General features: G+C 57.4%; 25 protein-coding genes. 12 read left to right on the top strand and 13 right to left on the bottom strand.

Annotation, left to right across the window (positions count from 1 at the left end; genetic code table 11):
* Positions 1-3: 3 nt before the first annotated feature.
* From J8G15_RS09545 to J8G15_RS09490, 12 genes are all read right to left on the bottom strand, one after another.
* Positions 4-468 carry an Rrf2 family transcriptional regulator gene (locus J8G15_RS09545; RefSeq protein ID WP_210547237.1) on the bottom strand — a complete coding sequence of 155 codons (465 nt, stop codon included), beginning with the start codon at positions 466-468 and terminating at the stop codon, positions 4-6.
* Between the two features lie 37 nt (positions 469-505).
* The gene (locus J8G15_RS09540) at positions 506-1066 is read right to left on the bottom strand and encodes a NifU family protein (RefSeq protein WP_210547236.1); all 561 of its coding nucleotides are present in this window, start codon (positions 1064-1066) and stop codon (positions 506-508) included.
* A 30-nt stretch (positions 1067-1096) separates the two neighbouring features.
* Positions 1097-1585, bottom strand: coding sequence for a Fe-S cluster assembly sulfur transfer protein SufU (sufU, locus tag J8G15_RS09535; RefSeq protein WP_210547235.1), 489 nt, complete (start codon positions 1583-1585; stop codon positions 1097-1099).
* A 58-nt stretch (positions 1586-1643) separates the two neighbouring features.
* A complete protein-coding gene (locus J8G15_RS09530) occupies positions 1644-2903 on the bottom strand; it encodes a cysteine desulfurase (protein ID WP_210547234.1) in 1260 nt (419 codons plus the stop codon).
* Positions 2900-4231, bottom strand: a complete 1332-nt coding sequence (gene sufD, locus J8G15_RS09525) for a Fe-S cluster assembly protein SufD (protein ID WP_210547233.1) — start codon at positions 4229-4231, stop codon at positions 2900-2902. Before sufD ends, J8G15_RS09530 begins: the two co-directional genes overlap by 4 nt.
* Complete coding sequence (sufC, locus tag J8G15_RS09520; protein ID WP_240538504.1) at positions 4228-5019, bottom strand: Fe-S cluster assembly ATPase SufC; 792 nt, start codon at positions 5017-5019, stop codon at positions 4228-4230. The genes sufD and sufC overlap by 4 nt, the downstream gene beginning before the upstream one ends.
* A complete protein-coding gene (gene sufB / locus J8G15_RS09515; RefSeq protein WP_210547232.1) occupies positions 5016-6452 on the bottom strand; it encodes a Fe-S cluster assembly protein SufB in 1437 nt (478 codons plus the stop codon). The genes sufC and sufB overlap by 4 nt, the downstream gene beginning before the upstream one ends.
* Positions 6449-6805 carry an iron-sulfur cluster assembly accessory protein gene (locus tag J8G15_RS09510; protein ID WP_210547231.1) on the bottom strand — a complete coding sequence of 119 codons (357 nt, stop codon included), beginning with the start codon at positions 6803-6805 and terminating at the stop codon, positions 6449-6451. Before J8G15_RS09510 ends, sufB begins: the two co-directional genes overlap by 4 nt.
* A gap of 478 nt (positions 6806-7283) precedes the next feature.
* On the bottom strand, positions 7284-8543 hold the full coding sequence (locus J8G15_RS09505; RefSeq protein WP_210547230.1) for an alpha/beta hydrolase: 1260 nt from the start codon (positions 8541-8543) through the stop codon (positions 7284-7286).
* Positions 8544-8894: 351 nt separating this feature from the next.
* Positions 8895-9542, bottom strand: a complete 648-nt coding sequence (locus tag J8G15_RS09500) for a DedA family protein (RefSeq protein WP_210547229.1) — start codon at positions 9540-9542, stop codon at positions 8895-8897.
* Positions 9539-9910 carry a hypothetical protein gene (locus tag J8G15_RS09495; protein ID WP_210547228.1) on the bottom strand — a complete coding sequence of 124 codons (372 nt, stop codon included), beginning with the start codon at positions 9908-9910 and terminating at the stop codon, positions 9539-9541. Before J8G15_RS09495 ends, J8G15_RS09500 begins: the two co-directional genes overlap by 4 nt.
* A gap of 4 nt (positions 9911-9914) precedes the next feature.
* Positions 9915-10808 carry a DUF2892 domain-containing protein gene (locus J8G15_RS09490; RefSeq protein WP_210547227.1) on the bottom strand — a complete coding sequence of 298 codons (894 nt, stop codon included), beginning with the start codon at positions 10806-10808 and terminating at the stop codon, positions 9915-9917.
* Positions 10809-12185: 1377 nt separating this feature from the next.
* Between J8G15_RS09490 and J8G15_RS09485 the strand changes: the two genes are divergently transcribed.
* The 12 genes from J8G15_RS09485 (at position 12186) to J8G15_RS09435 (ending at position 23531) form a co-directional block, all read left to right on the top strand.
* The gene (locus tag J8G15_RS09485) at positions 12186-12869 is read left to right on the top strand and encodes an ABC transporter permease (RefSeq protein WP_210547226.1); all 684 of its coding nucleotides are present in this window, start codon (positions 12186-12188) and stop codon (positions 12867-12869) included.
* On the top strand, positions 12866-13996 hold the full coding sequence (locus J8G15_RS09480) for an ABC transporter ATP-binding protein (RefSeq protein ID WP_210547225.1): 1131 nt from the start codon (positions 12866-12868) through the stop codon (positions 13994-13996). The genes J8G15_RS09485 and J8G15_RS09480 overlap by 4 nt, the downstream gene beginning before the upstream one ends.
* 2 nt (positions 13997-13998) lie before the next feature.
* Positions 13999-14745 (top strand): ABC transporter permease, encoded by a 747-nt coding sequence (locus J8G15_RS09475; RefSeq protein WP_210547224.1) that lies wholly within the window; start codon positions 13999-14001, stop codon positions 14743-14745.
* 29 nt (positions 14746-14774) lie between these two features.
* Positions 14775-15665: a glycine betaine ABC transporter substrate-binding protein gene (locus J8G15_RS09470; RefSeq protein WP_210547223.1), complete on the top strand. Its 891-nt coding sequence runs from the start codon at positions 14775-14777 to the stop codon at positions 15663-15665.
* Positions 15666-15731: 66 nt separating this feature from the next.
* Positions 15732-16610 carry a nitrilase-related carbon-nitrogen hydrolase gene (locus J8G15_RS09465; protein WP_210547222.1) on the top strand — a complete coding sequence of 293 codons (879 nt, stop codon included), beginning with the start codon at positions 15732-15734 and terminating at the stop codon, positions 16608-16610.
* An 11-nt stretch (positions 16611-16621) separates the two neighbouring features.
* Positions 16622-17815: an acyl-CoA dehydrogenase family protein gene (locus tag J8G15_RS09460; RefSeq protein WP_210547221.1), complete on the top strand. Its 1194-nt coding sequence runs from the start codon at positions 16622-16624 to the stop codon at positions 17813-17815.
* A 15-nt stretch (positions 17816-17830) separates the two neighbouring features.
* Complete coding sequence (locus tag J8G15_RS09455; protein ID WP_210547220.1) at positions 17831-19393, top strand: class I adenylate-forming enzyme family protein; 1563 nt, start codon at positions 17831-17833, stop codon at positions 19391-19393.
* Entirely contained in the window at positions 19390-20190 is an 801-nt protein-coding gene (locus tag J8G15_RS09450) for a crotonase/enoyl-CoA hydratase family protein (RefSeq protein WP_210547219.1), read from the top strand. Before J8G15_RS09455 ends, J8G15_RS09450 begins: the two co-directional genes overlap by 4 nt.
* On the top strand, positions 20168-21520 hold the full coding sequence (locus J8G15_RS09445; RefSeq protein WP_210547218.1) for an MmgE/PrpD family protein: 1353 nt from the start codon (positions 20168-20170) through the stop codon (positions 21518-21520). The genes J8G15_RS09450 and J8G15_RS09445 overlap by 23 nt, the downstream gene beginning before the upstream one ends.
* Before the next feature lie 181 nt (positions 21521-21701).
* A complete protein-coding gene (locus tag J8G15_RS09440; RefSeq protein WP_210547217.1) occupies positions 21702-22679 on the top strand; it encodes a GlxA family transcriptional regulator in 978 nt (325 codons plus the stop codon).
* A 457-nt stretch (positions 22680-23136) separates the two neighbouring features.
* On the top strand, positions 23137-23259 hold the full coding sequence (locus J8G15_RS21860; protein WP_255555760.1) for a hypothetical protein: 123 nt from the start codon (positions 23137-23139) through the stop codon (positions 23257-23259).
* Positions 23259-23531, top strand: coding sequence for a hypothetical protein (locus J8G15_RS09435; protein ID WP_210547216.1), 273 nt, complete (start codon positions 23259-23261; stop codon positions 23529-23531). The genes J8G15_RS21860 and J8G15_RS09435 overlap by 1 nt, the downstream gene beginning before the upstream one ends.
* Before the next feature lie 41 nt (positions 23532-23572).
* Here the strand turns inward: J8G15_RS09435 and pbpC are convergent, their stop codons facing one another.
* Positions 23573-25861 (bottom strand): penicillin-binding protein 1C, encoded by a 2289-nt coding sequence (gene pbpC, locus J8G15_RS09430; protein WP_210547215.1) that lies wholly within the window; start codon positions 25859-25861, stop codon positions 23573-23575.
* Positions 25862-25865 lie beyond the last annotated feature (4 nt).

Genomic DNA, 25865 nt, shown 5'->3' with positions numbered 1-25865 from the left:
CCCTCAGGCAGTCGCTGCGCTGGGTCGCTTGTGAAAGGTCAGTGGCTGAAGCTTGGTATGACCTTCGGTGTCTGGCGCCAGCAGGTCCGCCAGCGTGTAGCGGTCAAGGTATTGCATGAAGCTTTGCAAGGCGCCGTTGATGATGCCGGTCAGGTGGCAGGTGCTGGTCAACTGGCAGGTGGTGTCGCTGGCGAAGCATTCAACCAAGTTGAAATCTGGCTCGATGCTTCGCACCACGGCACCCAGCCCGATGTCTTTCGGGCTGGCGGCCAGGCGCATGCCGCCGCCCTTGCCGCGCACGGTCTCCAGCCAGCCCGCCAGCGCCAGCTGGTGCGTGATCTTGGTCAGGTGCGCCTCCGATATGTCATAAGCGCGGGCCACCTCCGCGATGGTGCACAGGCGCTCTGGCTGTTGCCCGACGTACATCAGCAAACGCATCGCGTAGTCGCTCATGGTGGTCAGGCGCATCCAGGGTCTCCGTTATGGGGTGTTGGGCCGCACTGCATCAGGCTGCGATCACTTCAAGGTCGGGCTCCAGCGTTCGCAAGCGACTCTGTATGCCCTGCAAGGTGCCGGAAATTGCGCTCGGGCAAGTGCCGCACGCGCCCTGGTAGTGCACGACGAGCTGGTTGCCGGCCAGACTCAGCACATGCAGGTCCCCGCCGTCGCTTTGCAGGTAAGGGCGGATCTCTCGATCGAGCACCAGTTCGATGTCATCGAGCCGCTGTTGGTCTTCAGCACTCAAATCGGCCACGCTGGTGCGTGCCGAAAAAACCGCTGCGGCGGACTGCTCGGCCGCAGCGGGCGCTGCGCGCACGGGCACGGCAATGTCGCGCATCAGCTTGTCCCAGTCGGTCTGGCCGTCTTGTGTAACGGTGAGCCAGCGGTCCACGTAGAAAACGTTGGTCACATGCGCAATGGCAAACAGCGCGCTCGCCAGTGTGTCGCCCTGTGCCTGCTCGGTGGTTTCGTACGAATGCGAAATACCCCAGGTGAGCGGCTCGCGCAAGACGAATTTCTTGGCATTCGGGTTGGGTGTGTCTTCAATGTCGGCGATTTTTGGCATGGTGTTGTCCTGTCAGTTGTGCGGGCGCCATCAAGCGTCGCCCAGCGGCGTGTGCATCGGGTCAGCCTCGGCCTCGGTGGAGGTGTTGGGCTCGGCGTTGATCGCCGCTTGCAGCGTGTGCCACGGCAAAATGGCGCACTTCACCCGCATCGGCAGAGCGCTAATGCCTGAAAAGACCGCCAGGCGGCCAATATGCGGACCGTCTTTCGCGTCGATGCGGCCAGTGGCCATGTCCACAAACTCATGGATCAGCGTTTTGGCATCTCCAGCGCTCTTGCCTTTGACCGCTGCCGTCATCATGGAGGCCGATGCCTTGCAGATGGCGCACGACTCGCCGTGAAAAGCGATGCGTTCGATGGTGTCGCCGTTGAGCGCCAGTGTCACGTGAATGTGGTCGCCACACAGCGGATTCACCCCTTCGGCGTGGTGGGTGGGCTGCTCTAGCTCGCCGTAATTGCGCGGCTTGCGGTTGTGGTCCAGGATCACTTCCTGGTACAGGGCTTTGGGATCTGCGCTCATTGAAAGTCCTCCATGCTGCGCATTGCGGAATTCGCTCTTGGGAACGGCTCGGCGGCGCTCATGCGAATACCTTTTGAACGGTGCGAATGCCCCCCACCAACGCGTCCACGTCGGCCAGCGTGTTGTAAAACGAAAAAGAAGCCCGCGACGTGGCGACGACCCCCAGGCGCGCCATCAGCGGCTGCGCGCAGTGGTGGCCGGTACGCACCGCCACGCCCTCCTGGTTGAGCAAAGTGCCCATGTCATGCGGGTGGATTCCCTGCACTGCAAAGGACAGCACAGACGCCTTGTTCTGCGCGGTGCCGATCAGGCGCACGCCGGGTAGCGCGGTCATTTGTTCAGTGGCATAGCGCAGCAGGGCATGCTCGTGCGCGGCAATGGCGGGCATGCCGATGTTTGAAAGGTAATCTACCGCCGCACCCAGGCCGACGGCTGCCGCGATCGGGGGTGTGCCGGCCTCGAACTTGTTGGGGATCGGGGCGTAAGTGGTCTTCTCAAACGTGACGGTGTGGATCATGTCCCCACCGCCTTTGAAGGGCTGCATCGCCTCTAGCAAGGCGGCACGGCCATACAAAATGCCGATGCCAGTCGGGCCGCACAGCTTGTGGCCCGAAAAGGCATAAAAATCACAGTCCAGGTCTTGTACGTCGACCGCCATGTGTGGCGCGGCCTGCGCGCCATCCACCAGCACCGGCACGCCACGTGCGTGCGCAAAAGCAATCATTTTCTTGACCGGGTTGATGCTGCCCAGCGCATTCGAGACATGGCCCGCGCTCACCAGGCGAGTGCGTTCATTGAACAGCGCCTCGTATTGGTCCAACTGCAGTTCGCCCGCGTCGTTCATGGGCACCACACGAATCGTGGCACCTTTCTCCAGCGCCAGCATTTGCCATGGCACGATGTTCGAGTGGTGCTCCAGCACCGTCAAAATGATCTCGTCGCCGGCCTTGATGTTCTGGCGCCCCCATCCCTGCGCGACCAGATTGATGCTCTCGGTGGTGCCGCTGGTGAAGATCACTTCGCGTGCTTCACTGGCGTTGATAAAACGCTGCAGCTTGACTCGCGCCGCCTCGTAAGCTGCAGTCGCCGTCTCGGACAGGTAATGCACGGCGCGGTGAATGTTGGCGTGTTCGCTGGTCTGGTAACGCACCATACGGTCGATCACGGCTTGCGGCATCTGGCTCGAAGCGGCGTTGTCCAGGTAGACCAGTGGTTTGCCCGCCACCGAGAGTTTGAGGATCGGAAAGTCCTGGCGAATACGGGCTACGTCAAACGCGGCGGGTTTGCTGGTTGGGGGCGAGGTTGGCAGGGCGTTCATGGCTGGTCCGTGGTTTGTTCAAGGACCGTCTGCTCAAGCTGCCGGCGCAGTGACGCAACCGGAATACGGTCGATGACTTCAGCGCCAAAAGCGTAGGTCAGCAGATTGCGCGCCACGTGCTCGGACAAGCCGCGGCTTTGCAGGTAGAACACTTCATCGCTGTCCAGTTGGCCGACGGTGGCGCCGTGCGTGCACTTCACGTCATCGGCAAAAATCTCAAGCTGCGGCTGGGTGTCGACCACCGCTTTTCCAGAGAGCAGCAGGTTACGGCTGGACTGGGCAGAATCGGTTTTTTGCGCCCCGGGGCGCACCATCACCTGGCCGTTGAACACCGCATGCGCGTGGCCACCCACAATGCATTTGTGCAATTGGCGGCTCACCCCATGGGGCTTGGCGTGGTCAATAAAGGTGTGGGTATCGGCCGTTTGCTCGCCGCCAATCAAGGCCAGACCGTCCAGCACGCACTCCGAACCCTCGGCGGTCTGGGTCGCGTTCAGGTCGAGCCTTGAAATCTGCCCGCCCAAGGCTATGCTGACCGAGTGGTAGCGGCTGGAGGCCGCGAGCGACACGGCGCAACTGGCCATGTGAAAGGCCTGTGTGCTCTCGCGCTGCAGGCGCACGTGGTCCAGTTGGGCGTTCGCGCCCACGGCGACTTCGGCCACTGCGTTGGTGAAGTAAGTGCCTTCGTGCAAGGCGACGTAGTCTTCAATCACCGTCGCCTTGCTGCCGGCCCCGGCCGCGACCAATAGCCGCGGATGACTGGCAACGTCGGCTTGCGTTGAAATGAAGAGCAGATGCACCGGCGCTGCCAGCGCGGTATCGCGCGGCACGATCAGCACAGCCGCGTCCTGCAGAAAAGCGGTGTTGAGGGCCGCAAACAACGCATTGTTGCTGGCGGCAAGCTGGCCCAAATGCGCCTGAATGGCAGCGGCCTGGAGGGGCAGCAGGGTGGCAAGCGTGCCGAGAACGAGGTCGCCATCCGGCGAGAGACTGGACAGCTGCGGCGCATGCACGCCGTCAACAAACACCAGCCGCGTCGTTACCTCCTCGATGTGCAGATGCGCGATGTCCTTGGGCTGCACTGGGGTTGGCGTTTTCAGCGGATGAAAGGTCTGGCGAGAAAAGGCGGCCAAGCTGGTGAAGCGCCAGGCCTCGTCGTGTGTGCTGGGCAGCGTGAGTGCACCCACCCGCTCCAGCGCCTGGGCGCGCAGGACGATGAGCCAGTCCGGCTGCTTGGGTGTCGAGGCGCTGCCCGGCGGTAGCGCCAGCGCCGCCAGCAGGCTGTCCAGAACCCCTCGCTCCTTCACTATGGTAGTGCCGGTGCTCATGCTACGGCTCCCGCAGCCTCGGCTTCGGCCTCGATCCAGTCGTAGCCGCGTTCTTCCAATTCCAGCGCCAACTCCTTGCCGCCGGTGCGAATGATGCGACCTCCGCTCATCACATGCACGTAGTCGGGCACGATGTAGTTCAGCAGGCGCTGGTAGTGCGTGACCAGCACAATGGCGTTATCCTTGTTAGCCAGGTGATTGACGCCTTGCGACACCACCCGCAGCGCGTCGATGTCCAGGCCGGAATCCGTTTCATCCAGGATGGCGAGGCTGGGCTCCAGCAGTGCCATTTGCAAAATCTCGTTGCGTTTTTTCTCACCACCGGAAAAGCCTTCGTTGACGCTGCGCTCCAAAAACTCAGGGCTCATCTCCAACAGCTTCATCTTCTCGCGCACCAGGTCGTCAAATTCCAAGGGGTCCAGTTCCTCCTGCCCGCGCTCGGCCTGAATTGTGTTGTAGGCCAGTCGCAAGAACTGGCTGTTGCCCACACCGGGAATCTCGATCGGGTACTGGAATGCCAGAAAAACTCCCGCACGGGCGCGCATTTCAGGTGACAGTTCCAGCAGGTTTTTGCCCTGAAACAGCACCTCGCCGCCCGTCACCTGATAGGCCGTGTGGCCGGCCAACACTTTCGCGAAAGTGCTCTTGCCCGAGCCATTGGGCCCCATGATGGCGTGCACTTCGCCGCGCTTGACGGTGAAGTTGAGGTCTTTGAGAATCGCGGTCCCGTTGACGCTTGCGCACAGGTTGCGCGCCTCCAGCAATGTGGGGCTATTTTCAATAATCATCCGACGCTCCCTTCCAATTTGAATCCGAGTAATTTGGTGGCTTCAACTGCAAACTCCATCGGCAACTGTTGAAACACATCCTTGCAAAAACCATTGATGATCATGGAGACCGCTTCTTCCGCCCCGATGCCGCGTTGCGCGAAATAGAACATCTGGTCTTCGCCAATTTTGGAGGTGGACGCTTCGTGCTCCACCTGGGCGCTTGGGTTGCGCACCTGTATGTACGGGAAGGTGTTGGCGCTGCACCGGGTGCCCACCAGCATCGAGTCGCACTGTGAGTAGTTGCGCGCGCCTGTCGCGCCCGGCATCACCTTCACCAGGCCGCGGTAGCTGTTGCTCGACTGACCCGCTGAAATGCCCTTGCTGACGATGGTGCTGCGGGTGTTTTTGCCGATGTGGATCATCTTGGTTCCGGTATCGGCCTGTTGGTGGTGGTTGGTTACCGCCACCGAATAGAACTCGCCCACCGAGTTGTCGCCCAGCAAAATGCACGAAGGGTACTTCCAGGTGATGGCCGAGCCGGTCTCCACCTGGGTCCAGGAAATGCGTGAGTTCACGCCCCGGCACAGGCCGCGTTTGGTGACGAAGTTGTAGATGCCACCGATACCGTTCTCATCCCCTGCGTACCAGTTTTGAACGGTGGAGTATTTGATGTCGGCGTTGTCCAGTGCCACCAGTTCGACCACGGCAGCGTGCAACTGATTGGTGTCAAACTGCGGCGCGGTACAGCCCTCCAGATAGGACACCGAGGCGCCGTCTTCGGCCACGATCAGGGTCCGCTCAAACTGGCCGCTGTCTTGGGTATTGATGCGAAAGTAGGTTGACAAATCCATTGGGCACTTCACGCCCTTGGGAATGAAACAAAACGACCCATCGGTGAATACGGCAGAGTTGAGCGCCGCGTAATAGTTGTCGGCCGACGGCACGACGCTGCCAAGGTACTTCTTAACCAGTTCGGGGTGGGTTTGCACCGCCTCGGAGATGGAACCAAAAATAATACCGACCTCGGCCAACTTGGCCTTGTAGGTGGTGGTCACCGAGACGCTGTCGAAAATCACATCCACCGCCACGCCTGCCAGCGCCGCGCGCTCGTGCATCGGCACGCCCAGCTTCTCGAAGGTGCGCAGCAACTCCGGGTCCACTTCGTCCATGCTCTTGAGCTTCGGTTTGGACTTGGGCGCCGCGTAGTAGCTGATGGCCTGAAAATCGATTTTTGGATACTTGACATTGGCCCACTCGGGCTCGGTCATGGTCAGCCAGTGGCGAAACGCCTTCAGGCGGAATTCAAGCAACCAATCGGGCTCGTTCTTTTTGGACGAGATTAGCCTAATGGTGTCTTCGCTCAGGCCTTTGGCCGCCACCTCCGATTCGATGTCAGTGACAAAGCCATGTTTGTAGGGCTGGTTGACCAGGTTTTGCAGAACGGCACTCATGCTGTCCCTCCTTGGGCAGCGGCTGTCTTGAAGTTGACGCTCTCGCCGCAACCACAGGCGTGGCCCACATTGGGGTTGTCAAACTGGAAGCTCTGTTTGAGCCCCTCAGTGACGAAGTCAAGGCACGCACCCGCCATGCAGTACAGGTCTTCGGTGGCGACCAGCAATGTGACCCCATGGGCCTCAATGCGCTGATCGGTGTCGCGCACCTCGTCGGCCAATTGGTAGGTGTAGGCATAGCCAGAGCAACCCACCGGTTTGAGTCCAACGCGCAACCCGATTCCGCCACCGTTTTTGGCAATCTGCGAACGGATCTGTTTGGCGGCTGCGGGTGTCAATGTGATTGAGTTCATGGAGTGCTCCTTTAGGTATATGTTAAATACACCTTATAAAAAGGCAACCAAGGCTCGAAAATCCAACAATGTCGAAAGGGTGAATAGCTGCGAAAACCGCCCATGACGGCGCCGATGACAGGTCGCGCCAACCTGTAAACCCAATAAAGTCACTGCGCGGGTTGTGGCCCTGAGTCACGAATGCATGTTTTGGTGACTGGGCGAACATGGAGTCGATGCTCGCCATAGCCCGGCAGGAATTTTTAAGCCTTCTATGCCTCTCGGCCTCATCGCCCCTTCGGAGCTACTTCTGAATTTGTAGCAGAAGGGCCTCGTCTAGATTGCGGCGCCGTTTCTGGATTCATGGCACTCATGGGCGTTCAAGGCTACACCGTTTGTTGGTCCTGCCGTGCCCCGCTGTCACGGTCTTGGCAGACTTCACAGCGACCTCAAGCCGAACCAGTTGGTGCATCGATACAAGAACGACGCCGGTCAGCCACTAAAAACGCCACATGTTCGGCGCCCCGGCCTGCCTGTTGAGGCCGCGCGCCGGTGCCTCGGGCGGCAGGCCTTGCAAGGACAACCGGATGTCGCGCGCAATTCGGCCGTTGGTGTAATAACTGTGCTGCGTCAGACCGGTCACCAATGCACTGCAATCCACCTGCAACATTTTTTTGTGGAGCCCCTGCGGCCTGGCGGCGCCACGCTGGCCCAGCCGGTCGGGGTTGGCCTTGGTGTAGTCGGACACGCGCAGGGCGTTGTCGTTTGGGTTGTGATAAATAGACACCACATTGGCCACTTGGTGTACCTGCTCCATCGCCTTGCCGATGTCAAGCACATCGTCGTCAACGTCGGCGGCACACAGGAAAACACGGTCAAACAGCCTCGGAAGCGCAGTGCCGGGCGTGAATTCCCACAATCGGTCCAGGGCATGTTGCAGGACGAAGTTGCCCATCGAATGCGCCAGAAGGTGGATGTTACGTCCGCAGACCTCGGTGGCCTCCAGCTGCGCCACCGCGCGGTCGATCTCGCTCGGGCGCATGCCTTGCTCCTCCAGTGTCTTGCGCAGCCTCTTCACCTTGATGTTGTCGGTCCGAACTTCGCGTCCCAGCTCATGCAGGAAGTCGCGCACCTTCAGCAGGCCCCGGCCGATTGCGCCTGAGGAGCCCGCGGCATCACCGCGGTCGCTCTTGTAACTGACGAAGGGCAAAGCTTGGCCGTTCGACGGCCAGGTGAACAGCACGACACGAACGGCCTGCGTCGGCGTCACGATGTGAACGGACGAGCCGCTTGCCACGGTATCGGGGCGGTTCATCGTTGCCTCCAGCGCTGCTGCGGTGCCAACCGCTTCCTCCCAGCTTACGTTGTAGCCGTGGATTAGCACCATCATGTCGCGACCCTGCTGCATGTCGCCCTGTAGGTCTGCGAACATGGCCTTCGACCCAAGCAGCACCTTTTTCTGCCCCACCTCGCTCAAGCCGGCGTCGGGGATCGATTCTTCGTAGGCCTCTATGCGCTGCGACTGCTTCACACATGATGAAAAATAGTCCTGCAGAGCTTCGCCGTCGCCGCGGCCCGTGTGCGGCCGGTCCTGATCCAGCAAGGCCGATACGCGCGCCGTGTCGGCGTGAAAGCTGACGCGACCGAAACGAAGGTTCTCCATGCCATCGCTGGAAAAGCCCGTGCCATAGCGGTCGGGCTTGAAGCGTTTAGCGCCTTCGTGAGCGCGGTTGGTGGCGTAATAAATGGTGATGTCCATGAGGCCCTTTCGCTGCTGGCTCATTGCAGCATGCAACTAGCGAGTGCTGGTGTCAACCCAGCGTTACAGGCGCCGGGGCGTGACGACACGACGCACCTGGTAGCGTCCTTGCTGGGGTTCATGCTGCACTTGGCTACCTTGGTGTCACAGTCAGCTGGGCGGCGGCAACTCTATTCCTTTGAAGGTTGCTGAAGGGTCGAAAGTGAAAGGCGGCCAAATCCAGACTGTGGCCGTAGAGTTTTCAGAACTGCCCGCTCACCCCGACCATGAAGATCAAACGCAACCGCATCGAAAGCGACGTCAGCACCAAGCTCGACGCCTGGTGGGCAGTGCGGGCCAAGGTCAGTGGGCTTAACGGGTCAATTTTTGAAAACCGAGGCGGGGCGTTAATTTTTGCCCTGGTTTCCCCCCCCGGGGGCGTTTCTGGCGAAGCCATGCCAGCATGACGCCAACCAGTGTCAAAGCCAGACCCAGCAATAGCCCCACAAAGTCGCTTACGAGCTGGCTGATGCTTTCCCATTGGTCTGCGAACAGGTAGCCCAGCCCGCCATAAAGCGCCACCCAAGCCAACTCACCTGCCAGAACGGCGGTCATGAATCGAGGCCAGGGGTAACGGGTCGAGCCGGCGAGCAGATTCACCGGCAGGGCCATCGGTGTCAGGAGAAAGCGGGTCACAAAAACGCTCCATCCACCCCAGCGGGCAAACCGCTGGGCGGTCGTAGAGGCGCGCACGGTGCTCTGTAAGCGTGTCGACAATCGTTCAAGCCCATAGCGCCCGACCAAGTAGCTGCATCCATCCCCAGCGACTGCGCCCAGCAGTGCAGAGGTAGCCGCTCCCTCCCACCCCAGCACGCCCTGGCGTGTGAAGGCCCCCGCTGCGATGACCAACATGCTGGCCGGCAGCGGAATTCCCAGCGCCTCCAAAAAAAGTGTGCCTCCCAGAAGCAAATTGCCCTGATTCAGCAAGGCAGTGAGTAGGAGGTCGCTGATGCTGCTCACGGCGGCGCGGTTCCCGCTGGCTTCGGCCTGGACAAAATCAGCGACTCAATGATTTTTCGCCCTGCGCCAGGTTCAATCTGCTCCGCACGGAACCAGTCACTCAGGTTGCGCTCGTCGTGCCCCGTCGGCGGCAAGCCCAAGGCGTCGCGCAACGCCGGCTCCGGCACCTTGTATCGCTGGGCGACATAGGGCAGTGTCATCCAGCCGCGCAGCGACTCGACCTGAATCTCGCCCCGCGCCACGCGTTGGTGGTAGTCGAAGATGCGAATGGCCCGGTAGCCAAAAATTGAAGACAGGGCCAAACCCACGACGACCGCTAGAACAATCAGCCTGCGCCGCCAGGTTGGCGTCAATTTGCGCCAGCGCATGCCGTCAACCCCGCTTCAAATAAACCTTGACGAAGCTGGACTTCAACGCGTCACCTTTTGCGGGCAGGGCCTCGCTGTGAGGCGCCTTGGACAGGCTCAGCAGCTCATCCAGGTTGGTCCGTATGTCCTGAATCTCAGCATCATTGAGCTCTGCTTCGACCACCTTCAGCTTGCCGCTAACTGCCGGGTAGAGCCCGATCAACTTGGTCGGGTCTTTTTGGTTGGCCGCATCCAGCACGGTTTCCATGGCGTCGTGAAAATCCACCAGCGCCACAGCCAGCATCGAAAACCCATTGCGTTTGAACATCTCCTGGAACACAGGACGAACCTTTTCCAGATCCAGGTGGGCTTGATGCAGATCGCCTGTATGAACCAGAGGCGCCACCTCTTTGAAGAGTGTCGCCACCTGCGCCAAGTCGGACGTTAACTGTGGGTCACCCCTGAGGGCATAAGGCTGGTAACGCGTGTATTTGTCTTGAAACTGTTGGTAGGCAGGCAACAATTTGTTGAGGTTGACCACGGCTTTCCCCCGCTCGTTCTTGCCGGTCAGGAACAATGTCTGCTTGTAATAGTTGTTCATGGCGTTGAAGTCTTCCAAGAACAGCTTGCGGCTGAAGAACGCGCTGGCGTAGCTTCCACCGACCACCATCGTGACGAGCAGCACACCGGCGACCACTGAAACCGCCGTACCAGACGTTTTTGGATGCCGCGACACCGTGCTCAAACCCAACAGCCGATACAGCGGACAGAAGCTGATTGCTGCTGTGCCGACCATGATCGCACCGCCGACATAGCTGGCCACTTGCCAACCGCCAGCCAACCAGAAGTAAGCCAACTCCAGCAACGCCACGCCGAGTATCAGGCGAATGATCCGGTCCAGCGTGTTCATATTTTTCATGGCGTCTTCCAAAGTAATTTATACCCTTATAGTATTTAGTCTCGCTGATTTGAATTTAATCTTGATCAAGAAGCTTGACCTAACTTCGTGGAATTGACTCCGCAATATCGGTTTGCCGGCGGCCTGCGCCCAATCTACAAGGTCACCACCCTCCTATCAGACGCCCACTTGGCAGATCAAGCGTCGTTACAGGTGATCGGTTTTTGTCGAAGGTACCCGGACCATTGAGAGCGGCGAATCCACCCTGACCATGAAGATCAAGCACCCACCCGGGGAAGCTGTATCGGCGCTAAAGGCCCGTGGGCGTAAACGGCGGCGTTGCGATCACCGGGGCAGCCCCGTTGGCTCGCCTGTTTTGTGGGGCAAATGCTTCGTGGTGGGCTGAAAGAAGGCGACGCCCGTGATCTCGCCATTTTTCCGAACTCACCTTGTTGCTATGCCGATTCATTCGGGCAAGCAAGCATGGGCGGGGCAGAGATGAAGGGCTTCTATGCAGCGTAATCGGTCGTTCATCGTGAGCCGGAAATTTCCGTCGAGTTCTCCATTCCGGTCATTCCCGATGCCGGTCCAGTTTGGGCATTTTTCAGTCCCTAAAAATCGGGAGCAGTCATTCAACCGAGTACGCTGGTTTTCTTGGCTGAAGGGCTCTTGAGCAGCGATTCCGGTCTTAGAGATTTGCGATCTGCCTGCTCCATAGCAGCCGCTGGCAGCTAGGGATCGCACGCGGCTTTATGGCGACCATTTTGTCAACGTCGGCACCCGCCAACGACCAGAAGCTGACGTTCAGCTTCGGGACTCGAAAAGCAGGAAGAGGCCCGAAGCGGTCTGTCACACTTCGGCCGCCTCTGGCAGTTCCCGACCCAAAGCGGCCTTAGGTTACGGTTGGCTGAGCGCCCAATGGCAGGCACTCGCGAGTACTCGTTACTGGCGATCCTGAAGTCCACCCAGTGCGATCGCAAAAACCGCCGTACGCTGTGCTAGATCGCCGATATCGGCGTTATTGGTGGCCGTTGATCATGCCTGCGAATCGCCGAATGCCAGGCTCGGTTTTTTTCGTAAAAACATGGACCTATGCCATCTATGTCAGTGTGTTTTAAGAGGTAGTTCGCTACACGAACGCCCAACGATGAAGTCTGACAATAAAAAATAACCTGCAGCCGACTCGAGTGCGTTCGCTTTCATCAAATTGACCTCCGTCTCATCTTTGTTTGGATATCGAAACCCATACTTCGTCCGAATCAGGCACATATTCGTCCATTTTCATGCCGATTCACCAGCCGGTGGGAAATACGATTCAAACAGGACGCAGCAAAAAAGAACGCGTACAAAGTGCTTATTGCAATTGCATAGGCACAGTAAAAAATAGGAGACGACATCTTGGAAACTTGGCTGTTTGTTGTTGAAAACTACGACCTGATCTTTAAACGGACGGGTGAGCATGTTCTGTTGGTCGGGGTTGCGATCGGACTTGCCATACTGACCGGGGTTCCAATCGGCATCGCAATTACTCAGAACAAGAGAGTTGCCAGCATCGTTTTATATGTCGCGGCAATCGTCATGACCATTCCGTCCATTGCCATGTTTGGAGTCATGATTCCGGTCCTGTCGAAATTTGGGCATGGTATTGGATATGTCCCTGCGGTCATCGCCGTACTTCTTTACTCCCAACTTCCAATCATTCGGAACACCTACACAGCGATTAACAACGTTGAGCCCGCCCTTCGTGAAGCTGCGCGCGGCATGGGCATGACAGCCATTCAACGCTTGATCAGTGTCGAGTTGCCGATCGCCCTCCCTGTCATCATGGCTGGGGTGAGAAGTGCGGTTGTTCTGTCGATCGGCATCATGGCGATTGCCGCATACATCGGTGCTGGCGGATTGGGCACCTTCATCAGTCGTGGCATTTCACAAACCGACGCGCGTCAACTCATCACCGGCGCGGTGGCCGTGAGCTTGTTGGCAATACTCGCAGACTCCCTCCTTTTATGGCTGCAAAACTGGATGACTCCAGTCGGTCTCAAGTCCAATCCACGCTCAACTCCAGGAGCTTCGAAAACATGATTCGCCTCGAAAACCTCACCAAAATCTTTGAAGCCAGGCAAGGTCCTGCGGTCGCCGCTGATCACGTGAACATGGAAGTAAAAGAGGGTGAAATCTGTGTACTTCTTGGACCCTCCGGGTGTGGGAAGACAACAACCCTGAAAATGGTCAATCGCATCATCGCGCCAAGTTCTGGCAAGGTTTTCCTGAACGGAAAAGACACGACGGACTACGACACGATCACCTTGCGGCGCCAAATTGGCTATGTCATCCAGCAGATCGGCCTTTTCCCAAATATGACGGTGGAGCAAAACGTCGGTATCGTGCCTCGCATGCTGGGATGGGATCAGTCCAAGATTCGCAAGCGAGCCGAAGAGTTGCTAGAGATGGTTGCTCTTGACCCGGCCATCTTCCTCAATCGTTACCCCAAAGAGCTTTCCGGAGGGCAGCAGCAGCGCATCGGGGTCGCCCGGGCATTGGCGGCTGACCCACCTGTGTTGTTGATGGATGAGCCCTTTGGTGCCATCGATCCCATCAACCGATCCATCATCCAGGATGAATTTCTCAAGATGCAAGAAAGGCTCGGTAAAACAATACTGTTTGTCAGTCACGATATCGATGAAGCGGTCAAGATGGGCAACAAGATCGCCATCTTCAGAGCGGGCAAGCTTGAGCAATTTGACACACCTGACAACGTGCTCGCCCATCCCGCAAGCACTTTTATTGCAGACTTCGTCGGCAATGACAGGACGTTGAAGCGGCTTCGCCTGATTAGCGTTGGCGAGGTCATGGACCCGCAGCCACCGCGCGTGACTGAAGGGGAAAGTCTTGAAGACGCCAGTCGTCAAATGAAGAGCTCAGGCTACGAGAATGTCATTCTGGTCGGGCAAAGCGGACATGCAATAGGGGTTGTCTACAAGAGCGTCAGTGACGCCACCCAGGGGGTCTGCAAGAACCACCACTCTGGCCTGAAGGCAGTGGTTCGGTCAACCGACGATTTGAGAACGGCGGTTTCCTATATGTTCACCCATGATCTGACTTGGCTGCCAGTGGTGAATGACGAGGGGCTTTACCAGGGCTATATCACTCAACGCGGCATCACTCACTTCCTTGGCCGAACTTACCGCGATGCGGCAGTGAGCAACTAGCCATGGCCGACATTAGCAAAACAAATGCGTGGCGTCGTGTTGGTAGCGTCTACCTCGTGGGCGTTGCGGCATTAGTCTCCGTCGGAATCTGGCTAGAGCGACTCGGGTTGGTTGAAGAGGTGCGCCGGTATTGGTCCGATATTGTTTACCTGACCGGACAGCACATCGAACTCACCTTGATCTCCGGTGGCCTTGCCATCTTGACAGGGATCCCAATTGGGATTCTCCTGAGTCGGCCATCCATGCGACGCTGGGCCGAGAGCCTGATGCAGATACTGAACATCAGTACCACCATCCCAACGCTTGCCGTGCTTGCGCTTTCTATGACGCTGCTGGGAATTGGCTCTACCCCCGCCATTTTTGCCCTTTGGCTAGCCTCCTTGTTGTACATCGTAAGAAATGCGTATTCGGGCCTCATCTCCGTACCAGCTCATATGTTGGAGGCAGCGCATGGCCTAGGCATGACGCCACGACAGATCTTGCTTCAAGTGGAGTTGCCCAACTCCTTGTATGTCATGTTTGCCGGGATACGAACAGCACTCGCCATCAACGTCGGAACAGTGCCGTTGGCCTTTCTGATTGGCGGGGGCGGACTGGGTGAATTGATCTTTACGGGAATCGATTTGAACGATACCGGAATGATGCTTGCAGGTGCCATTCCCACGGCCTTGCTGGCAGTGCTTGTCGACTCGCTTGCTGGAGTTGCTGCATATATGTGGATTCCACGCGGGATTAATCCCCTGCGATGAGTCTGCAATTTATAACCATAGGAGACATCATGAAATTCTCGAAACTTATTCGTACCGCAACCGCATTGGCGCTCGGCTTCGCAGCAATATCCGCAACTGCGGCAGACCCGATTGTGGTCGGTGGTAAAAATTTCACCGAGCAACAAATCATGGCCGAAATGACAGGTCAGCTCTTGACTGCGAAGGGTTATAAAGTTGACGTTCGAGCCGGCATGGGAAGCGCCGTTCTTCGTCAAGCGCAAGAAAATGGGCAGGTTGACGTCTATTGGGAATACACCGGCACATCTCTCATTACTTACAACAAAGTTGAAGAGAAAATGTCGGCTGAAAAGACCTACGCCATGGTCAAAGAACTGGATGCCAAAAAGAACCTCGTTTGGCTGAACCCATCCAAAGCCAACAATACCTATGCCTTGGCCATGCGTAAAGCGGACGTTCAGGCAAAGGGCATCAATTCACTGAGTAAGCTGGCGTCCGCCATCAAAGCGGGACAAAAACTGTCTTTTGCATCAAATGCCGAGTTCGCTGCACGCAGTGATGGCTTGAAGCCCCTCCAAGAAGCCTATGGTTTTGAGTTTCCGAGAGCCGATGTCAAACGAATGGACTCTGGTTTAACTTACCAGGCGCTGCGCGACAAGCAAGTTGATATCGCTTTGGTCTTCGCTACAGACGGTCGAATTCCGGCCTTCGATTTTGTCGTCCTGGAAGACGATAAAAATTACTTTCCTGCCTATGCTTTGACGCCTGTCATCCGCAAGGCGACGTTGGATGCAAACCCCAAAATTGCAGACTTGCTGAATGCACTCTCTTCCAAGTTGGATGACGCGGTGATGTCTCGCCTCAATGCTTCAGTCGATGTTGATCGAAAAACCATTCGCGATGTCGCCGAAGGATTCCTCAAGTCCTCGGGAATTCTCTAAAACTCATTTATCCAGCTGACAACTTCACCGGGCACCGGTGAAGTTGTCAACCCAGGGAGTCAAAGAATGTCGATTCAATCTCGCATCAAGGTAGCTGTCGCTCAAACAGACTGCGTCTTGGGAGACCTCGCCCACAACCTCGAGTTTCACTTGAAATTCATCGACGAAGCGAGAGTCCAAGGCGTCAAATTGCTGCTTTTCCCCGAGTTGTCACTGACGGGGTATCGGCTTGAAGACAGCGTCGTGGAGATGGCGATGAGCCGCGATGATCCCCTTGTTTTGCAGATTGCCGAGGCTTCTCAGGGTATTGATGTGATTTTCGGGTTCGTAGAGGAAGGGCTTGCAGCCCAACTCTATAACTCCATGGCCGCAGTCCGTGACGGAAAGGTTGTGTTTGTTCATCGAAAACTCAACCTTCCTAGCTATGGAAACCTCGATGAAGGAAAGCTTTTTGCGGGGGGGCGCTACGTCGAAACACTACCCATTGAAGGCCCGTGGAACGCCGGCGTTTTGACCTGTGCTGACCTCTGGAATCCTGCCCTCGTTCACCTAGCAATGTTGCATGGTGCGACCATTCTCATTGCGCCCGTCAATTCGGCGCTTGGGGCGGTTGGCGGAGACTTTTCAAATCCCGAGGGATGGGATCTTGCCATTCGTTTCTACTCAATGATGTACGGACTCCCCGTCATGTTTGCCAACCGGCTCGGTCATGAAGGGGACGCGTTTTTCTGGGGGGGGTCTCGCATTCTTGACCCTTATGGAAAGGCGTTGGCGCAAGCCAGTGACGATTGGGTTGGCCTTGTGACGGCTGAACTCGATTTCGCTGACGTACGACGGGCACGTTTTCTATTGCCAACGGTGCGTGACAGCAATTTGAGCCTCGTGCAGCGCGAGATAGATCGGCTGGCACAACGAATCGGCATGCCGCCGACAACACAACGGTAAAGGACAAAGTCATGAAGGATTTCTTGTTGTCGACGCAGGACGGCCAGTTTCGGTCCGATGCGCGCGACTTTCTGCAGCGCGAACTCGGCCCACGCGCCGCCGCGATTGAAGATCGCGAGGAGTGGGGTGAGGTCAAGGCCGTTATCAAGGCCCTAGGTGAAGGCGGCTACCTTAAATTGATGTTCCAAGACCTCTACCAGGGTAGTCTTAGCGCACCCGGTTTGACCCATGCCGTCATTTTGTCGGAAGAAGCGGCGGCTCTTAGCTATGCGTTTGAAACAACCATTGCCACGGCCACATCGTGCGCCTACCCCCTTCATCGGTATGCGCAACCTGAAGTGAGGGATCAGTATCTTGCGGGCATCGTCAATGGCAGCGAGATCGGCGCCATTTGCGTCACTGAGCAAAATGTGGGCTCGGACAGCGCGGGTATGCAAACCACGATCGTGTTTGATTCGGCCACGAATGAATGGGTCATTAACGGGTTTAAACGCTACATCTCAAACGCCTCCGTCGCCGACACCTACATCGTTTACGGGATCAGCAATCCCGATGTGGCACCGCAAAAAGGCATGAGTGCCATCGTGGTCCCCAAGGGGACGAAAGGGATTCGATTTCCTCGAACCTACAACTTCATGGGTCGACGGGGCTGCATCGTCGGCGAGGTGGAATTCACCAATTGCCGGGTTCCGGCCAATCACTTGCTGGGTCAAGTCAACGAAGGTTTCAAGATCATGTTGAGCATGTTCAACTTTGAACGTGTGATTCTGGGGGGCTCCGGCCTGGGGGTTGCGCGATCGGCTTTTGAAATCGCTCGGCGCCACGCTCAACAACGAGTTAGCTTTGGCCAGAAGTTGGGGTGTAAGCAGCTCATCTGGAACAGTATTTCTGAAATGAGCTGGCGAATTGACGCCGCTGAACTGATCACCTACCGAGCAGCAAAGCTCTACGACTCCGGCCATCTCTCCCCCAAGGAGCTGATGAAGCCGGCGTCAATGGCGAAACTTTGCTCCACTGAAGCAGCCACCTTTTGCGCTGATGCAACGGTGCAGATATTGGGTGGCGACGGGCTGACCAAACAGTTTGGTAGAGCTGAGCAAATCTACAGAGACGCCCGGGCTCTGACCATCGTTGGCGGGACCACTGAAATGGTCAAGTACCTGATCGCCAGCGTTGATCTGCCAGAAATAAAAATCAATCTATAGAGACCTCAAGTGACTATGAACATAGCATCCATCTTGACACGCGCGGTTGACCGTTATCCCAACCGGGAGGCCTTGGTTTTCGGCTCGAAACGCTGGACCTATGCTGAGTGGAATCGGCGAATCAATCGCTTTGCACAGGCTTTGACGGAGCTTGGAGTTCGCCCGTTTGATCGGGTCGCCATCTACCTCAGCACCGATGAAGCCTCGGTGACCTCTTACTTTGCCTGCCAGAAAATTGGTGCCGTTGTTGTGCCCATGAATTTTCGGCTAGCCGCAGGTGAGGTCTCCCATATCCTAAGAGACTCAGGCGCTCGTCTGCTTATCTATAGCCATGCGCTGGAGGCCAACGTATTGCTCGCGAAGCTAGCGGTCCGCAGCGTACATGACTTTATTGCCGTGGCGGGTAATGGGGCATCACTGCCTGAGCAACATTTCCTTTTTGAAACACTCGCTGAGCAGGGCGATGGCAACGTGGAGCCGGGCTACAGCGCGGAACCCGATCACCTCTCTGCGCTGGTGTACACATCCGGCACAACAGGGCGGGCAAAAGGAGTCATGCACACCCATGCCAACGACGTGGCGATCGCGATGAATTGCGTCATGGAATACGGCATTGCACCAACCGACCGCGCGCTTCACATCGCGCCGCTCTATCACGTTGGGGGTATGCAAGCCTTCTTTATGCCGCATATGTTTGTTGGGGCTACCAATGTGGTGGAAGGTCGTTATCAGGCATTGACCACACTCGAAATTATTGAGAAAGAACGAATTACGACCTTGTTTGCTGTACCGACTCAGATTCAAGAAGTGCTCTTTGAACCCAGGTTTAAGGACTTCAAGGTGTCGTCCCTTCGCTTGATTACCACGGGTGGCGCGGCCATTGCCGCGGCGACGATGGAGCGTGTGCTGAAAGAGTTTTGTCCCAACCTGTACAACGGTTACGGGATGACAGAAGCTAGCCTGACTTTGCTCCTGCACCCCAGAGATGCCCTTTCCAAGCTGGGGTCATGTGGCAAGCCAACGCTGATATCGAACGTCAGGATCGTTCCGGTTGCCCTAGGGCGAGACGTACATCCCGAAGAAAGCGTTGCTTGTAATGAGATTGGCCAACTCATCGTTCAGGGCCCGCAAATGATGTCAGGGTATTGGAACAACCGACCGGAGACTGACAAAAAGATCAAGAATGGGTGGCTGTATACCAGTGACCTTTTCAGTCGTGATGAAGACGGGTATTTCACGTTTCATGGGCGTGCTGACGACATGATCGTCTCTGGCGGCGAAAACATCTACCCCCGTGAAGTCGAGGAAGTGTTGTATCGCTGTGCCGGTGTCAAAGAGGCTGCGGTGGTTGGCCTCCCCGATGAGAAATGGGGCAGCGCCGTCACAGCATTTATCGTCAGGTCTGATTCTTCGTTGACTCGCGAGGCAGTCGACGACTTCTGTAAAACGAGTGGCTTGATCGCGGCTTTCAAGCGCCCACGCCGAATTGAGTTTGTCGATGAACTACCAATTAATCCAAGTGGCAAAGTTCTCAAGAGAGAGCTGCTAAGCCGCTTCAGCACAATGGAGAAATCATGAACGATCCGGTAATTTATGAACAACAAGGCCATGTCGTTACATTGACACTCAATCGGCCAGAGACCCGCAACCCGATCTCTGACCCTGACATGATCGATGCGCTGGAGCAAGCTATCGACAGAATCAATGGCGACATCTCGGTTCGGGCGATAATTTTGACCGGAACTGGCACATCGTTCTCATCTGGCGGAAATGTCAAACACATGCGGGACAAAACCGGCATGTTTGGCGGCTCGCCAGTTGAGGTTAGAGACGGTTACCGTCGTGGAATACAGAGGATTCCCAAAGCGCTCTACAACATTGAGGTGCCCACCATTGCGGCTGTCAATGGTCCAGCGATTGGCGCAGGATGTGATCTCGCCTGTATGTGTGATATGCGGATCGCGTCGAAACAGGCCATGTTCGCCGAGAGTTTCGTCAAGGTAGGCATCATTCCAGGCGACGGGGGGGCATGGTTTCTGCCTCGCGCCGTTGGATTGTCGAGAGCGTATCAAATGGCTTTCACGGGAGAGGCCATTGACGCGCAGACTGCCTTGAGTTGGGGCTTGGTGTCAGAAGTCGTCACCCCTGAAGACCTGATGAAGTCAGCATTTGACTTGGCCTCCCGGATAGCCGTCAACCCACCGCATGTTTTGCGAATGACCAAACGTTTGATGCGTGAGGCGCAGCACATGAACCTTGACAGCCTGCTGGAGTTGTCGGCGTCGATGCAGGCACTGGCTCACCATACGGAAGACCACAAAGAGGCCGTGTCGGCGATGTTGGAGAAGCGTGATGCCACCTTTACCGGTCAATGATGCTTCGACCCTGACCAAGTTCATACACGGATTGGTCTTCGCGGACCTTCCTCCAGAGGTTGTCAAACAATCCGTTCGCTGCATGGTCGACCTGTGTGGTGTTGCAGCAGGAGGGAGTTCAACGGCGCTGTCGAATATCGCGCGCAACCATGCCGCTGAACATTTTGGAACCAACTCTGTCGGCGCGCGGATGCTTTTTGACGGGCGCCGAGTCAGCATGCCTGGGGCTGCCCTCGCTGGCGGCATGACCATTGATAGTCTTGACGCCCATGATGGACATGTCCTGACGAAAGGGCATGTTGGTGTCACCGTGCTGCCTGCGTTATTGGCTTTGGCAGACCTAGGGCACGTTCGCTATGGTCAGGAGTTTTTGTGCGCACTGGTTCTTGGCTATGAAGTCGCGACCCGCGCAGGCATTGCCTTGCACGAAACGGCCTGCGACTACCATACGTCGGGTGCGTGGAACGCCCTTGGGGCGGCCGCATTGGGGGCACGTTTTTTGGCACTCAACCCGGCCGAAACATTGGAGGCGCTTGGAATCGCCGAGTACCACGGTCCCAGAAGTCAGATGATGCGCTGCATTGATCATCCGACCATGGTCAAGGATGGCTCGGGGTGGGGCGCAATGGCCGGAATGTCGGCGGCACTATTGGCCAAATCCGGTTTCACCGGCGCACCTGCGTTGACGGCACAGGAAGAGCGAGTGGCTCACCTATGGGCAGATCTTGGGACTCGCTGGTACATCCTGGAACAGTATTTCAAGCCTTATCCAGTCTGCCGTTGGGCTCAACCCGCGGTCGAGGCGGCATTGGCACTTCAACGCGAGCATGGGATCCCGGTAGATCGTATAGCCCGAGTGGAGGTCACCACCTTCCATCAGGCGGCCCGACTCGCTACCCGATCCCCCCGGAGCACGGAGGCGGCGCAGTACAGTCTTCCGTTCAGCGTCGCCATTTCGCTGGCAAGGGGGAGCCTGGGCGCTGATGAAGTGAATGTATCGTCGCTGACTGACGCCGAAGCGCTTCGGCTGTCGTCCGGCATGCTATTAAAGGAAGACGCTGAGTTCAATGCTCACTTTCCTGCGCAGCGATGGGCTAGGGTGTCGTTCGAATTGCTTGACGGAACACTGCTTCACTCAGAGGCTCATACGGCACGGGGCGACCCAGAGAGTATGCTAAGCGCGACGGAAATTGAAGAAAAATTCTTAACTCTTGCCACCCCAATTGTCGGGTTGGCGAAGGCGAGATTAATATTGAAAGAAGTGGAATCTCTTGGCCACCAAAAAAGCGACATGTCTGCGCTTCTGGATCTTGTTTTGAACGAAAGATGAGCAGAAACCGCGAGATCAAGGCGATTTCACGTGACGTTGATCCCTGCTCAGCCCATTTTTTTGGTGGGCGTTGACCGACTTTGCCCTGCGTCATCCTGTGGTATTTTGGAAAGGTGCTTGTGGGCTGAACGTGCAAGAGGCCATTCACGCTACAGCAGGACTCCAATAATTTGAAATCTTCATGGCACCAATTGATTTTGGATATTTGTTAATACCGCAGTTTTCGATGCTCTCGCTGTCAGGTGTGCTTGAGCCATTGCGTATGGCCAATCGAATGGCCGGCAAAGAACTTTACAGGTGGTGGTTACTATCGCCTGACGATCAGCCCGTCGAAGCCAGCAATGGAATCGCGATTACTCCTACTTCTCGATTGAGTGACACCATTCAATTTGATACGCTGATCGTTGTTGCTGGGATTGACGCTGAACGCCAATGCAATTCGGATACCAAAAGATGGCTTCGCAGACACGCAGAGAATGGCGTCACCATGGGAGCGACGTCTGTTGGAACCGTATTTTTGGCTCAGTCTGGGCTGCTCAATGGTTATCGATGCACTATTCACTGGGAGCATATCGATGGATTTCGAGAGGAATTTCCTTCGCTTAATGTGACCGATGAGCTCTATGAAATCGACGGACGTCGAATTACCTGCTCGGGAGGTTCAGCTGGCCTTGACATGATGATGAACCTGATCGAACAACGACATGGGCATAACCTGGCCACGTCTGTTGCGGAACAATGCATACACCCGGAAATTAGAAAGTCTCAAGCAAGTCAGCGCCTGTCATTGCGCAATCGCCTAAACGTCACCAATCCGCGCCTGCTCAATGCGATTGAAAGCATGCAACGGCATATCGAAGACACCCTGAATTGCGACCAGATTGCCAGTCAAGCAGGCCTTTCAATTAGGCAACTGGACCGCCTATTCAAAGAGAATATCGGGGTCACACCTGCTCGCTTCTACATGGACTTGAGATTGAAGCGGGCGAATGCTTTGCTGACGCAGTCAGCCATCACGCTGACCGAGGTGCAAATGGCGTGTGGATTTTTGACAAGATCACATTTCATTAGATGCTATCGCGAAAAATTTGGGTATCCACCTTCCGTAGAAAGGAGTCGTGAAGTAATTCGTAACACATCACCAGCTAGTGAAGGCTAGGCTTTCTCAAATGCAAATTATTGGAGATTTAAGTGCAGACTCTGCCCGAAAATCAATGGCGAGCATGACCCATGTTGGCGCTTTGACAAGGGATGCCATGGCCGACTCGAGTGTTCTTTCTGCTTTTTTTGGCTCAGTGCCGAAGTAGAGGTGCCCATCGTTAATGACCGCTTTCGCCCGCGTACTTGACTTACGAAAGCTAATTGTGAAAGGCAGCTTTCGGCACGTTGCCGAATGCCACAAACGGCTTGTGACGGGCAATGAATTGGACAACCCTTAAGCCGACTGTCGTAACCGGCGGCAATGTGTCTGAAACGGACTTCTGTTTCGGGCCTTTTTCGATCACCCCACTCATGAAATCGACCGACTCCCCACCCCCGTAAGGTTTTCCGCTCAGCCCCGACTCACAGTGGCAGCCGCCTGCTTTGGGTGTGGCCAAATTACATTGGGGAAATTCATGGGTATCGTTGTCGCCGTGTTGATGGGCTTGGGTGTTTTATTGGCGTGGCCCTGGCCGACTGAGGCGATGCGTCGCTGGCAAGAGAAGCTCCAGCGCGCGGCACCGTGGCGACGGGCTTGATGTTGGGCGGTTTGTGGAACAGCGCGTGGCACGGCTTGCGCTACTGGGGTGACTTCTGGGGGAAGGCAGCGCTGGTCTCTGGCATTTTGATGATGGCCGTGGCCGTGGCGGTGCTGCTGGTCGTTGAGAGAAGCTCGGCGGGGTGGGGGCACTTTGCCTCGGTGCGGGCCGTCTACAAACTCATCAAGCCTGTGTCAGGCGTGCTGGTCGTTGGCTTGCTGGCCTGTTTCATCTTGTACGCGGTTGCCTTGGTGCGACTTAACCTGGGTTGAACCCGCCGCCCGCAGTCTGGCACTGCGGCTCGTCCTGGTCTCTAGCTCTTGACCCCCGCCCCGCGCACTTCCAACCGCACTTCGTCCAGCACCTCACCACGTTCGTTGATGATTTGCACCACATGGCGGCCGGGCCAGGGTAGCCACGGGGCGACCGAGCCTTTGGCGAAGACTTTGCCGTCCATGACCCAGCGCAGGTTTTTTCCCTCAGCCATGAAGCGCACCCGTTGGTGACTGGGGGGAATGCCGGGGTCTAGGGCGATGATGGTGCCGGTGGTGGGGTTGGTGATACGGGCGATGGCTCGAGATGAGTTTTTTAAGCCTTTTAGGCCTCTGGCGCCCGTATTACCTGCGGGAGTAGCTTCTGTATTGATAGCAAAGTTGGCTTGCTCGGTTCCGCGCAAAAACCATTCCTGGCGCGCGGCCTCGGCCGGTTCGGCGGTGCTCTGGGGCAGGGAGAAACGAACGGCGGCCTGCACGACCCCGGCTGGCGGTTGGGGCGCGAGGCTGGGCAGACTTCGGTGCAGGTGCTTCATCACGACGGCCCAAATAGGCGCGGCGCCGCTGGTGCCGCTCACATCCCACATGGGGGCGCCACTGGCGTTGCCGACCCAGACGCCAACCGTGTAGCGCTGGGAGAACCCCATGGCCCAGTTGTCGCGCATGTCTTTGCTGGTGCCGGTTTTGACGGCGCTCCAAAAGCGGGTGGCCAAGACGCTGTCGGTGCCGAAGGTTCGGGCGCGGGCCAGGGGGTCAGATAAGATATTACCCACGATGAAAGCGGTGCCGGGGTTGAGCACCGGGGGCGCGGCGTTGGGCATCACCTTCTTTTGACCGGCTTTGGGCGGCGCGGCGGGGGTGAGGGTGGTGGGGCCCAGTCGGCCGCCGTTGCTCAGGGCCCGGTAGGCGTTGGTGAGTGACAGCAGGGACACCTCGGCGCTGCCCAGTGCCAGGCTGTAGCCGTAATAGTCGCCAGTTTCTTTGAGCGGCAGACCCAGCGCGATCAGTTGTTTGTTAAATGCGTCGGGCGAGACCATGACCAGTGTGCGCACGGCTGGCACGTTCAGCGAAGCCGCCAGTGCTGTGCGGGTGGATACCCAGCCTTTGAACTGGCGGTCGTAGTTTTGCGGAATGTAGAGCCTGCTGGCGGTTTGCAGTTGGGTGCCCGAGTCGTCCAACAAAGACGCGGCAGTGATGCGCCGCTCGGCAATGGCCTGGGCGTACAAAAAGGGTTTTAGCGTGGAGCCGGGCTGGCGCAGGGCGGTGACGCCGTCAACCTCGGCCGCGTCGCTCAGGGCGCCAGATGAGCCGACCCAGGCCAACACCTCGCCGGTGGCGTTGTCCAGCACCACCAGGGCGCCGTCTTCCACATGGCGGCCGGCGAGTTCGCGCAAGTGCTGTTGCAGGGTTTGCACCGCAAAGCGTTGCAGGGGGGCGCTTAGGCTGGTGCGCAAAGTGGTGGGGACGGCGCCCGTGTCGCTTTGCGCGGCCCGCACCACTTGGCGCGCTACATGGGGGGCGATGCCTTCGCTGGGCTCAAAGCCTCGGCGTTGAAACATGGCCAGGGTGAACAGGTCCAACTCGGTGCAGTCGGCCGCCGTGACGCCGGTTTGAATGGCTTTGAGCACCTGGCAAGCGCGCTGCGCCACCACGGTAGAGCAGGCATTGGGGGCGCGCACCAGCGCGGCGGTGATGGCGGCCTCGCGTGCGTCCAGCCCGTGGGCGGCTTTGCCAAACAGGGTTTGGCTGAGCGCATCCACGCCCACCAACTCGCCCTTCAAAGGCACCAGGTTCAGGTAGGCCTCTAGAATTTGGTCTTTGCGCCACTGGTGCTCCAGCATTTGGGCCGACACGGTTTGGCCCATTTTTTGCAACACGGTGCGTCCACTCGACCCGCGTTTCAAGTCCTTGTCCATCAGCCCGGCCAGCTGCATGGTGAGGGTGCTGGCGCCCCGGGTTTTGGTGTTCCACAGATTGGCCCAGGCGGCAGCGGACACCGCCTGCCAGTCCACCCCGCTGTGCTCAAAAAAGCGTTTGTCCTCAGACAAGACCAGCGCCGTGCGCAGGGCGGGGGAGATGTCAGCCAGCGCCACCCACTGGCCCCGTCGAACGGTGGCGTCGGTGCGCAAGCGGTGGATCACCTCCCCGTGGCGGTCCAGAATCAGCGTGTCAGACGGGGTGTATGCCGACTTTATTTCATTAAAAGTGGCTGTAGCCCCTGCGCTTCCTGCGCAAGCAGCTATTAATACAGTAGCAATTGCACGTGCCGGGCTCGCCCAGCCTTTGGGGCGTGGGCGGGCAGGGCGGCTGATCGGGCGGGACAAAAGCATGTGC

The organism is Rhodoferax sp. PAMC 29310 (assembly GCF_017948265.1).
GTDB lineage: Bacteria > Pseudomonadota > Gammaproteobacteria > Burkholderiales > Burkholderiaceae_C > Rhodoferax.
The sequence above is the reverse complement of the archived record's forward strand: the minus strand, read 5'-3'. Positions and strand labels throughout refer to the sequence as shown.